This is a genomic window from Ravibacter arvi (assembly GCF_039540405.1).
Taxonomy (GTDB): Bacteria; Bacteroidota; Bacteroidia; order Cytophagales; family Spirosomataceae; genus Ravibacter; species Ravibacter arvi.
This window is the reverse complement of sequence record NZ_BAABEY010000012.1, coordinates 100,293-112,430: the sequence shown is the minus strand read 5'-3', so window position 1 is coordinate 112,430 and position 12,138 is coordinate 100,293. Positions and strand designations below refer to the sequence as shown.

The 12,138-nt window shown below is 50.7% G+C and carries 8 protein-coding genes; 7 read left to right on the top strand and 1 reads right to left on the bottom strand.

Going from position 1 to position 12,138, the window contains the following annotated elements; translation table 11 throughout:
* Positions 1-26 precede the first annotated feature (26 nt).
* Positions 27-1,415 (bottom strand): SGNH/GDSL hydrolase family protein, encoded by a 1,389-nt coding sequence (locus ABD852_RS06310; RefSeq protein ID WP_345027309.1) that lies wholly within the window; start codon positions 1,413-1,415, stop codon positions 27-29.
* Between the two features lie 170 nt (positions 1,416-1,585).
* On the opposite strand from ABD852_RS06310, the gene ABD852_RS06305 reads away from it, so the two are divergent.
* The 7 genes from ABD852_RS06305 (at position 1,586) to ABD852_RS06275 (ending at position 11,902) form a co-directional block, all read left to right on the top strand.
* Positions 1,586-2,956 (top strand): dicarboxylate/amino acid:cation symporter, encoded by a 1,371-nt coding sequence (locus tag ABD852_RS06305; RefSeq protein ID WP_345027306.1) that lies wholly within the window; start codon positions 1,586-1,588, stop codon positions 2,954-2,956.
* 120 nt (positions 2,957-3,076) lie between these two features.
* Complete coding sequence (locus ABD852_RS06300; protein WP_345027303.1) at positions 3,077-4,069, top strand: GSCFA domain-containing protein; 993 nt, start codon at positions 3,077-3,079, stop codon at positions 4,067-4,069.
* Positions 4,070-4,158: 89 nt separating this feature from the next.
* On the top strand, positions 4,159-5,265 hold the full coding sequence (locus ABD852_RS06295) for an Mrp/NBP35 family ATP-binding protein (protein ID WP_345027302.1): 1,107 nt from the start codon (positions 4,159-4,161) through the stop codon (positions 5,263-5,265).
* Between the two features lie 64 nt (positions 5,266-5,329).
* The gene (locus ABD852_RS06290; protein ID WP_345027300.1) at positions 5,330-5,593 is read left to right on the top strand and encodes a NifU family protein; all 264 of its coding nucleotides are present in this window, start codon (positions 5,330-5,332) and stop codon (positions 5,591-5,593) included.
* Between the two features lie 42 nt (positions 5,594-5,635).
* Positions 5,636-7,360, top strand: a complete 1,725-nt coding sequence (locus ABD852_RS06285; protein ID WP_345027297.1) for a D-alanine--D-alanine ligase family protein — start codon at positions 5,636-5,638, stop codon at positions 7,358-7,360.
* A gap of 9 nt (positions 7,361-7,369) precedes the next feature.
* Positions 7,370-10,069, top strand: coding sequence for an MGH1-like glycoside hydrolase domain-containing protein (locus ABD852_RS06280; RefSeq protein WP_345027294.1), 2,700 nt, complete (start codon positions 7,370-7,372; stop codon positions 10,067-10,069).
* A 66-nt stretch (positions 10,070-10,135) separates the two neighbouring features.
* Positions 10,136-11,902 carry a phospho-sugar mutase gene (locus ABD852_RS06275; RefSeq protein WP_345027291.1) on the top strand — a complete coding sequence of 589 codons (1,767 nt, stop codon included), beginning with the start codon at positions 10,136-10,138 and terminating at the stop codon, positions 11,900-11,902.
* Positions 11,903-12,138 lie beyond the last annotated feature (236 nt).

Here is a 12,138-nt window from a genome sequence, read left to right as displayed (position 1 = left end):
CCCGTTTGTATGTACGGCCCGGCGTTTCATTTTATCCGCAGGCCTGACAAAGCCGCCTTGTAAAGCGGGTGATTCAGGAGGACCGAGCTGGCAAACCGCTCACCTTCTGCAGACCAGTGGCCGTCGCATACTACGTAGAAATCCTCCCATCTTCCCTTTTGCGCGTGGAAAACCGGTAAAAGATCAATTATGCCTACGTTAGGCCTTTTACCGATCGTCCGGTTCAGATCCTCAGCCAGCCTGGAGTGTCTGTTGTGGTCATAGGCACGCACGTCATTCAGGGTAGGAAGCAATAGAAATATAACATTCTTGCCGTTCGCCTCCTTTAACAGCTGCTCAAGCGAGAAGGAGAAGATGTTCCACTCATCCCGGCTATACGAGTTGAACCGCGAAAACTCCGGCGGGGCCGCTGACGCCATGCGTTGCCGGGCCCATTCGACGAAATGCCAGGTATACATATTGTCTTTTAGTACTGCTTTGGTCCGGTCGGTCCAGCTCATTGCAGTAAAAGCCGAATCGATAGCTGCATTGATTTTTTCCGGATTTTCGTAATGAAACAGGGAATGGCTGGAATGGTTGATCGAAGCCAGTGAATAGCGGAGTTTGTAGTTGGGATAGGAGCCATGCCAGTAAGGCCGGTACATCGGATTTTCGACGAGGCTCGATAGCTTCTCTTTGGTAAAGTCTTCGAAATCATTCGCGGGTAAGATCCCGACAATCAAGACGTCATGATCAAATTTTTTGGCAAGATGCTTATAGGTCAGGTAATAGTTGATCGGGCTGGTGCCGTTGATGCCGAAGTTGAGATGTTCTATCCCGCTGGCTTCCTCCAGGCGATTTGACAGCCTTTCCTCGGCGTTAACCATATAGCCTTCGATGAAAGAATCACCAAGCAGCACGACACGTCCGGATGAGGCGGTCAGAGTGCGCTCCCTGTCTCTGGCGCCAAAGGAATTGGTAAAGGAAACCAGCGAATCTCCCGAGCAGTTCTTTCTTTTCAGGGTGTCGAGGGGAAGGTACCATTTAGCGAAGTGCGGATTGTAATCTCCCCAAAAAGGGCGCCGGTCCGCAGATAAACGGGCGGCGTCTGTGTTAAGGTGGTGTCGCGGCGTATCGCCCTTTATTATGCCGGTCCTGAAAACAAAAAAAGAGAACAGCTCGAAAATTAAAAAGCAGGAAACAAGACTGAGGAATGACAGGGATATGTTCTGCAAGACCTTGCTTTTTGTGCTTATACCCATCCCCAGCAGCCAGAAAAGAGAGAACAGGATCACAATCTGTCCGAAGATCCGTTTGAATGCGAACCCTTTTATAAAGCCGTCATCGCCACCCAGGTACTTATCGTAAAGAACAATGAAAACGAACAAAAAAAGAAGTATGCCGAATATTATTCCGACGGGTTTTGAAGATTTCAAGCTGAGTGGGTATTGATACGGACAATTTTACCTGTAAAATTAAACCGAACTTTATCTATTTGCAATGGCGGTTTTTCAAAAGATGAGCCCGATCGAAAGAATGGTTCTTTTTAGGGGATATTTGCTAAGTTTACTCCCGGTTTTTCTTGGTTTTCAAAACTTTATTCTGAATGAGAGGAAAAATACTGCCCTCGGTCTGGATCCTGACCACGATTACTTGCCTGGTAACAGTCATTGATCATTATTCGCTTTTCGGGATACCTGAACCCCTACAGTTTGGCTTGAGATGGCTCACAATTGCTGCTTTTGTTACCTACGCCGTTGCCAAACGTAACCTCACGACTTCCATCCTGGTTGCTATGGTGGTAGGGATCGGCATAGGGCATGATTTCCCTGAGCTGGCCACCAACCTCTCCTTCCTGAGAAAGATATTTCTGCAAATGATCAAGACGATCATTGCGCCTTTGTTGTTTGCCACGCTTGTGGCCGGTATTGCGGGTCATTCCGATTTGAAACAGGTGGGCAGGATGGGCTGGAAATCACTGGTTTACTTTGAGGTTATTACCACCTTTGCTTTAGTGATCGGGCTTATATTCGCCAACTGGCTGGAACCGGGGGCGGGGCTTACGCCGCCCGAAGCGTTTCACGATCATCTGCCCAAGGTGGTTCAGCAAACCTGGCAGGATGTGATCGTTCATTCATTCCCGGAAAACATAGCGAAGTCGATCTATGAAGGACAGGTGCTGCAAATTGTGGTGTTCAGCGTACTCTTCGGAATCGCCCTGGCATTACTGCCCTCGGAGAAGAAGATGAAATTCGTAAAAGGCGTGGAGCTGCTGGCAGAGGTGATGTTCAAATTTACCGGCATTGTGATGCTCTTTGCACCGATAGGGGTAGGTGCTGCCATAGCGGAAACCGTGGGCCATATGGGCATCGAGGTCCTGAAAAACCTGGGGATGTTGCTTGGGACGCTTTACCTGGCGCTTCTTACTTTTATTGCGGTCGTGCTGGTGCCGGTAGCCCTGTATTGCCGCATCCCGATACTGAAATTTGCGAAGGCCATTGCCGAGCCGGTTTCCATCGCATTTGCTACCACCAGTTCCGAGTCCGCGCTGCCGAAGGCGATGGAGAAAATGGAAAAATTCGGGGTGCCGAGGCAGATTGTCTCTTTTGTGATGCCGACGGGGTATAGTTTTAACCTGGACGGATCCACCCTTTATCTTTCGCTGGCGACCATTTTTGTGGCGCAGGCCTCCGGGCACCATTTCCCGATTTCACAGCAAATAGTGATGGTTTTCCTGTTAATGCTGACGAGCAAGGGGGTTGCGGGAATTCCCCGTGCGACGATGGTGATATTGCTGGGGGCCGTGGCCAACTTCGGATTGCCGGAATGGCCGGTGTTGCTTATCATGGGCATCGACGAACTGATGGACATGGCCCGGACTTCCGTTAACGTGATCGGGAACTGCCTCGCTACCGCCGTAATAGGCCGTTGGGAAGGTGAACTGGACGATGCTAAGATGCACGGATCGGCCGACTGATGCCATTCCGGTATACTGATCCCTTGCTTTCTTTGTTTATTGAGCGGTACAGGGTAATTTTGTAACCCGGATCAGCCACAGTGAGGAAAAGAAAAAGGGCCGGGTCGCGTTTGGTAATTTATGAAATTAAGTACTGAGGTTCAGGTTAAGCCGTCTCCCTGGAAAATAGACTACGACACAAAACTGATGACCATGGGGTCATGCTTTGCGGAGGTAGTGGGGAATCAGTTGTTTGAAAGTAAATTCCAGGTACTCCCCAGCTTGTTTGGGACCGTTTTCAATCCCTATTCGATTGCAAAGCTGGTGAAGATGAGTGCCTCCGATACATTGCCCCATGTTGGGCATTACGTACGCGCCGATGGGAGCCTGTTTTTCCATTACGACTTTCATTCGTCTGTCTATTCCGATATTTCTCTGGAAGACCTGGACGGGAAGATCCGCAGGAACCTGTTCCAGACCAAACAGTACCTGCAGGCTACCGACGTACTGGTGCTGACGCTGGGGACCGCGTTTGTCTACCGGTACCTGAAAACCAATGAATTTGTTACCAATTGCCACAAGACGCCCGGGAAGGAGTTTACCAAGGAACTGCTGTCGCTGGAAACGCTTCGCGCAACGATGGACGAGCTGCTGAAAATCCTGGCAACTCTTAACCCCCGAATGCGCGTCGTTCTTACCGTGAGCCCCGTAAGGCACACCCGCGATACCCTGCCGCTCAACCAGGTAAGCAAGTCGGTATTACGATTGCTCTGCCACGAGCTGGAGGAACGGTACGACCACGTGGTGTATTTTCCGGCTTATGAGATCATGCTTGATGAGCTTCGGGATTATCGTTTTTATGAACCGGATCTGATTCACCCCGATTCGGTGGCGACCGATCATATTTTCAGAACTTTCCTGAAGGCCTATCTCGATGCCGATACGCACGACACCTTGAAAGAATGGCACCAGGTTGTACAGATGCTGAACCACAAGCCGAAACACGGCTATTCGGCGGAGTATCAGCGGCATCTTACCCAAACGCTGGAGCGGTTGCGCGGGTTGAAGGCACGTTTGATGGTCGAAAAAGAGATCGAGGAGATTGGACTGATACTAAAAAATCACTATTCGTAAACTCAGGCGGATAGTTAAGTGTTACCCATTCAGTGACTTTCGGGTCAGAACAGGATGTGTGACAAAATGGGTGATTTTAAACAGGAATAATGGGAGAACTTACGGTTAACAAAGAGAAAATACTTGCGGCGTTAAGCACCGTTCAGGAACCTGACTTGAAAAAGGATCTTGTGACGCTTAATATGATCCAGGATATCGAGGTAGGAGTGGGACAGGTACGGTTTACAGTCGTGCTTACCACACCGGCGTGCCCCCTGAAAGAGTTGATCAGGAGAGAATGTACGGAGGCGATTCACCGGCATGTTTCACCTGATCTCCAGGTTATTATTAATTTGTCCGCCAATGTCACCACGGCGCGTACCGGCGGCGCCTTGATTCCGGGCGTCAAAAACGTGATCGCGATCGCTTCGGGAAAAGGGGGCGTCGGAAAATCTACCGTCACGTCCAACCTGGCCATGGCACTTCACAGGAGCGGCGCTAAGGTGGGGATTATTGATGCCGATATTTCAGGGCCTTCTATACCGGTCATGTTCGGGGCGGATGACATGAAGCCTACCATTTCGCAGGTAAACGGCCGGAACCTGATCAACCCGATCAGGCAATACGGGATCAAGCTGATGTCCATCGGTTTCATGACGCCACCCGACAGCGCTGTAGTGTGGCGCGGGCCCATGGCCAGCCAGGCACTCCGGCAGTTCTTTGCCGATACCGATTGGGGCGAGTTGGATTACCTGCTGATCGACCTTCCCCCCGGCACGAGCGATATCCACATCACGCTGGTCCAGACTGTTCCTGTAACAGGAGCTGTGATTGTGACCACTCCCCAGAAGGTAGCGCTGGCAGATGCTACAAAGGGGTTGGCAATGTTCAGACAACCGCAGATCAACGTGCCGGTGCTTGGAGTGGTGGAGAATATGGCTTATTTTACCCCGGAGGAGCTTCCTGACCATAAATACCATATTTTCGGAGAAGGCGGCGGGCGCCGGCTCGCGGAGCAGTTCAGTGTGCCGTTTTTGGGCGAAATACCGATTGTGCAACGTATCAGGGAAGCCGGTGATGAAGGTCGCCCGGCCGTGATGGAGGAAGACTCTATCCAGGGCCACGCATTCCGTGATGCTGCCACAGAACTGGCCAGGCAAATCGCCATCCGCAATGCCTCCCTTCAAAAAACCAAAGAAGTGGAGATTCAGGTTTAATTTATTTGTAAATTGCATAATGCTCCATAGCGGGCAGATTTTGATCCAATTTAACGTATCGGAAATGAGTATCGAGATGAAAGAGGGTTTGGTGAAAAGGATAGAGGATGCCTTGGATTCAGTGAGGCCTTACCTGCTGGCCGACGGCGGTGATGTTAAACTTCATGAGCTGACCGACGATATGGTAGTCAGGCTGGAGTTGCTCGGGTCCTGCCAGTCATGTCCGATGAGCGCAATGACTTTCAAGGCGGGCCTCGAAGAATCTATCCGCAGGGCGGTACCGGAAGTGACGAAGGTAGAGGCGGTTCCCGTATCGGAAATTGCCTGAACTTTCATTTCCGCAAATCGCTGAAGTAAACATGGCAACAAAGTGATACGTGTAGGAATTTTTTTTGGCGGCCCCTCCAGAGAACGCGAGATTTCTTTTGCGGGAGGCAAGACAGCTTTTGAGCACCTCGATAAACAACTTTTCCTGCCGGTACCTGTCTTTGTTGACGGCTTTGGCAGGTTTATTCTTTTAAAAGAGGCGCACATGTATGCCGCCGACATCCGGTCTGTTTTTTCGGCCGATGCGCCGGGACGGGCCTCCCGGCTCTATATCGATTCTTACCCCGGGAAAAAAAATGAACCCGTATCGCCCGAAATCGGGCAGGTGATCGGGCCGGAGCGTTTTACGGATTATTTTGATTTCGTTTTTCTGGCCATGCACGGTCCGGATTGCGAGGATGGTGCCATCCAGGGACTTTTGGAGTGGTTCAGGATCCCGTATAGCGGACCGGGGCTTCTCGGCTCCTCGATTGGGATCAACAAAATTCTTCAGAATAAAATGCTGGCGACCGTAGTGGGTCAGCAAAAGGCCACCGCAAGCATAGCCTTTGACGAATGGCAAAAAGAGAACGGGCCTTCCGCAGTTTTTGAGCGGATCAAAAGCCAGTTAGGGTTGCCCGTTGTTATTAAAGCCCCGCATCAGGGGTCTTCCATCGGGGTAGCCATTGTGAAAGAAGACGACCTTGAGAAGTTTAAGGCAGGAGTTAATCAATGTTTTTTTACCGCGACCGTACCAGGCGCCGTGTGGAGGCAGAAGAGCCTCGCGGAAAAGCAGCTTTGGGCCGATTCGCAGGCGGATCTTGAATCGGGGATAGGTTACCCTCTCTTTGTTGAAGACAGGCCCGTAAGTAATCCCGATGAACTGATCGGTGAAATCGACAGCTGTATCGGTGAAGGCGCCGAAGAGGTGCTCCTTCTAAGCGTTGATTTTGAGCCTGAGGTATTGTGCGAAGAATTTGTGGAAGGACAGGAGTTTTCATGTGGCTGCATCCAGCTCGATAATGGCCGCCATGTAGCACTCCCACCGACAGAAGTGATCAAAGTCGACGAGGTTTTCGATTTTAATTCGAAATATAAGCCCGGGGGGACGCGTAAGAGAATCCCGGTGAAGACCTCGCTGGATCGGAATCTGAAAATTCAGGATTACGTAGTGAAAGCTGCGGAAAGCCTGGATATGGCGGTCTGTGTTCGGATTGACGGGTTTTTAACAGCGGATGGTGAAGTGGTTCTCCATGACCCTAATACCGTTCCCGGTATGTCGCCGTCTTCGTTGATTTTCAAGCAAATGGCCGAAATAGGCCTCAACATTACCCAATCGCTTACCTACCTGATACGACAGTCTATGGCGGCCCGTATTGGGTCGGCAAAGGACACCGTTCGCGTCCGGGAGATGCTGTCGGGGCTTGATAATGCCATTTTAAAAGGTCACGGAAAAGAAAAGCCGTGCCGATCAATATGGATCGAACCGGACCAGGAGGCCTACCAATCCGCAAAAAAATGGTATTCGAAAATCAGCGGAGCCGGAGAGTTTGAAGGCCGCGTCCTGCTGAAAAGAGGCGATGGTTCGCTCGTAAAGCTGCCGGTTCAGCTTCTTTTTAAAGACTTTATCGCGGATGTTTTGAGCGCGTTGGACACGGAAACGGATCCCCTGATCCTCCATACCAGGAAAGTTTGCGGCGAGATTACCAGGAGGTACGCCGGGAAGGAAGACTTTGATCCTGTCGTATTTCATGAGCTTCCGGCCGACACTTTTGAAGTTGAACATTGACAGATACATATGACAAAAGGCGCAGAAAAGGCAAGATTGTCCAAACAAAAAGAGAACCGGGGGTGGAAAAAGTGGGGACCTTACCTTTCTGAGAGGCAATGGGGAACCGTGCGGGAGGACTACAGTGCCAATGGTGATGCCTGGAGCTATATTACGCATGATGCCGCAAGGTCCAGGGCATACCGCTGGGGAGAAGAAGGAATCGGGGGTTTTTCGGACAATAAACAGCATATCTGTATAGCATTCGCCTTCTGGAACCACCAGGACAGCCTGCTTAAAGAGCGTTTGTTCGGGTTGACCAACCGCGAATCCAATCACGGCGAGGACGTGAAGGAGCAGTATTACTATCTTGACAGCTCCCCTACGCACTCGTATATGAAGATGCTTTACAAGTATCCCCAAAATCCCTTTCCCTATACGAAGCTTCGCGAGGAAAGTGCAAAGCGCGGAAAAGAGGAACCCGAATATGAATTGCTCGATACCGGGATCTTCGATCAGGATGAATATTTCGATATTTTCATCGAGTATGCCAAAGCCGGCGAAGAAGATGCACTCTTTAAAGTAACGGTGCACAACCGCGGCCGGAAAGCGGCGCCCATCACCATTCTGCCGACTATCTGGTTCCGTAATACCTGGTCGTGGGGCTACAAGGATTTCGATTACAAGCCCATGCTCACCAGTATTTCGCGGCAGGCGATAGAAGCAAGCCACAGGCGGCATGGCCGGTACAATCTCTACTTTGAAGACGCGGATGAAATTCTCTTCTGCGAAAATGAAACGAACTACCAGAAGCTTTTTAATACGCCCAATGCGTCCCAGTTTGTCAAAGATGGGATCAATGATTACATAATAAGCGGTAAGAAAGCGCCTACGGTTAATAAAAACAAGTTTGGGACAAAGGCATCGGGGTGTTTTACCCGGACTATTGAGGCCGGTGAAAGTATTACGATCCGTGCCCGCTTTGCCGACCGGGTTCATGAGCGCCCGTTCTCCGACTTTGATGAAATTTTTGACTGCCGGTCGAAAGAGACCGACGAGTTTTATGAAGAGCTGCAGCGTGAGGTCAGCTATGCCGAGCTCCAGTCGATCGGCAGGCAGGCTTACGCCGGCATGTTGTGGAACAAGCAGTTTTACTATTACAACGTATACGAGTGGTTGAAAGGGGACCCGGGCAAACCGGCGCCCGATCAGTACCGCAAAGGCGGCCGGAATTCGGGTTGGAAGCATTTGTATGCTGCTAACCTGATTTCAATGCCCGACAAATGGGAATATCCCTGGTTTGCAGCATGGGACCTGGCCTTTCATACCATTCCCCTGGCGCGGGTAGATGCAGATTTTGCAAAACGGCAGCTTGAAATTTTGCTTCGGGAATATTACATGCATCCCAACGGGCAGATGCCGGCCTATGAATGGAACTTTTCAGATGTGAACCCGCCCGTGCACGCCTGGGCTACGCTCAAAGTTTATGAAATAGATAAGGAGCAGAACAATGGCGTTGGCGACGTTACTTTCCTGGAAAAAATTTTCCATAAGCTGTTGCTGAATTTTACCTGGTGGGTCAACCAGAAGGACGATACCGGTAATAATATTTTTAGCGGCGGATTTCTCGGGCTCGACAACATCGGGGTTTTCGACAGGTCCATGCCGCTGCCGTTCGGGGGCAAACTGGAACAGGCGGATGCTACCGGCTGGATGGCGATGTATACGCTTAATATGTTGCGTATCTCGGTTGAAATATCCTTACAACGCCCTGTTTACCAGGATATGGCGTCGAAGTTCTTCGAACACTTTCTTCACATCGCGGGAGCGATGGAGGCGGTCGGGGGCGACAACAGCATCAGTCTTTGGGACGAGGCCGACCAGTTCTACTACGACGTGATCCACATTCCCAACGGGCAAAGCATCCTGTTGAAGGTCCGCTCGATTGTCGGGCTGATCCCGTTGTTTGCAGTGGAAATCCTGGATCACAATACATTGGAAAAGTTGCCCGTATTCAAGCGGCGGCTCGATTGGATTGTGTCTAACCGCCCGGACCTGGCACGCCTGATTTCCAGGTGGTATGAGCCCGGGAAAGGCGAAAATCACCTGCTGTCGATCCTGCGCGGGCACCGGATGAAGATGATCCTGAAGCGAATGCTTGACGAAGAGGAATTCCTTTCGGACTACGGGGTTCGCGCCCTTTCTAAATATCACAAAGATCATCCCTATAAGTTTTTCCTGAACGGGGAAATGCTCCAGGTCGACTACGTCCCCGGCGAAGCCCTCACCGATATTATGGGGGGGAATTCCAATTGGCGCGGACCGATCTGGTTCCCGCTGAACTTTCTGGTAGTGGATTCGCTGGTGAAGTTTTACTCCTACTACGGTGACGATTTTGAAGTAGAATATCCTTTTAATTCCGGCAAACTGACTTCAATTGACCAGGTTGCACTTGGACTGGCGAAGCGCCTCGTCAATATCTTCAAACCGGACGTAAACGGTCGGAGACCGGTGGCCGGTAAATCAGAAAAGGAACAAACGGATCCTTATTTCAAGGATTACGTTCTTTTTTATGAATATTTCCACGGTGATAACGGGCGCGGCTGCGGAGCTTCACACCAGACCGGCTGGACCGGGCTTGTCGCCGAACTGATACTGCAGATAGGGAGAGCCCGTGCTGCGGGGAAATCCAATAAAACCGCGGCGGAGAAAGCCGTCCTTAATCAATAGATTCTTATCGGACAACTCTTTTAGATATACCTAGCAACATCACTTACATCCTTAAACTAACTATTCATGTCATTGGAACAACTGGAACCGGGTGTCAAAGAAAAGGTAGGCAAATGGCTTACCGGTAATTATGATCAGGAAACCAAATCTGCTATTCAGCAGCTGATAGATAAAGATGCAGTCACGGAACTGACCGACTCCTTCTACAAGGACCTGGAGTTCGGAACGGGTGGTTTGCGGGGATTGATTGGTATCGGTTCCAACCGCATGAATCGTTATACGGTTGGCGCTGCTACGCAGGGACTGGCCAATTACCTGAATAAAAACTTTAAAGGTGAGACTATTAAGGTGGCCATTGCGCATGACAGCCGTATTAAGTCCGATGAGTTTGCGGCCATTATTGCCAATATTTTCTCGGCCAATGGCATTACCGTTTATCTCTTTGAAGCACTCAGACCTACTCCTGAACTCTCATTTGCGATCAGGTTGCTCGGATGTCATAGCGGTGTGGTGGTAACCGCCTCGCATAACCCCAAAGAGTACAATGGGTACAAGGCGTATTGGACGGACGGCTCCCAGGTGGTGGCGCCCCATGACAAGAATATTATAGGAGAGGTGAATGCCATCACTTCGGTGGATGCCATCCGGTTCGAAGGCAACCCCGCCCTGATCCATAAAGTTGGTGCGGAGATAGATGAGCAATACCTGGATCAGATTCTTTCCCTTTCCATCTCCAAAGACGCAATAGCAAGACAGCAGGATCTGAAAATTGTATATACCCCGCTCCACGGGACCGGCGTAACCCTGGTGCCGAAGCTACTGGGTAAAATGGGTTTCCGGAATGTAACGGTTATTGAGGAGCAGGCCGAGCCCAACGGAAACGGCCAGTTTCCGACAGTTGTATATCCCAACCCCGAAGAGTCGGAAGCAATGGACCTGGCGGTTAGGAAAGCGAGAGAAATTGATGCAGACCTGGTTATGGGTACCGACCCGGATTCGGACCGCGTCGGGATCGCCGCGAAGAATCACCATGGGGAGATTCAATTGCTGAATGGTAACCAGACCGCCAGCTTATTGATTTACTACCTCCTGAATGCCTGGAGAGAAGCCGGGAAATTGAACGGGTCGCAGTTTGTTTGTAAAACCATTGTGACTACAGACCTGATTGATACCATGGCAGCCGATTACCAGGTGAAGTGCTACAACACACTCACCGGGTTTAAATACATCGCCCAGGTGATTCGGGAGAAGGAAGGTGTGGAACAGTTTATCGGAGGCGGTGAAGAAAGCTACGGTTACCTGATCGGAGACGCCGTACGTGATAAGGATGCAATCGCTTCCTGCGCTTTTATCGCTGAATTAACAGCCTATGCGAAGGATAAAGGCTTGAGCCTCTTCGACCTGTTGATAGAGATTTATAAGCGTTTCGGCTTCTATTACGAAGGTCTGATCTCCCTGACCAAAAAAGGGAAGTCAGGTGCCGACGAGATTCAGCAGCTGATGAGCGATTTCCGTGCCAACCCGCCCAAAACGCTCGCAGGTTCGCCTGTCGTTCGGATTGACGACTATAAGTCGCTGCAGTCAGCAGATCTCAAGACCAATACAACCCAATCCATCCCCTCGGGGGAGATGGGGATCGAGCCGTCAAATGTGCTTCAGTTTTTCACTGAAGACGGAACGAAATTTACCTGCCGCCCTTCCGGAACGGAGCCGAAAATCAAGTTCTATGTGGGGGTGAGAGGCGCTTTGCAGGATGCCGCCGATTTTGATAAGGTGTATGAAGAGCTCCGGCAGAAGGTGAAAGCGATAGGCGAGGAGTTGGGTCTGAAGTAGGGGAGCGGATTGAAAAGGAGCCACGAATTCACGAATAAGTTTTGTTCGTGAATTCGCGGCTTTTACCGTCATCCCGACAGCAGCGGAGGGATCTCCCGCTCCCAGTACCCAATCCCTTTCAGAGGGCTTTTTTCTTGCAACAGGAGATCCTTCGACTCCGCTGCGCTCCGCATCAGGATGACCGTCCGGGCGGTAGCCTCCGGCTACCATTGACTTGCATTGACAACATCTATTTG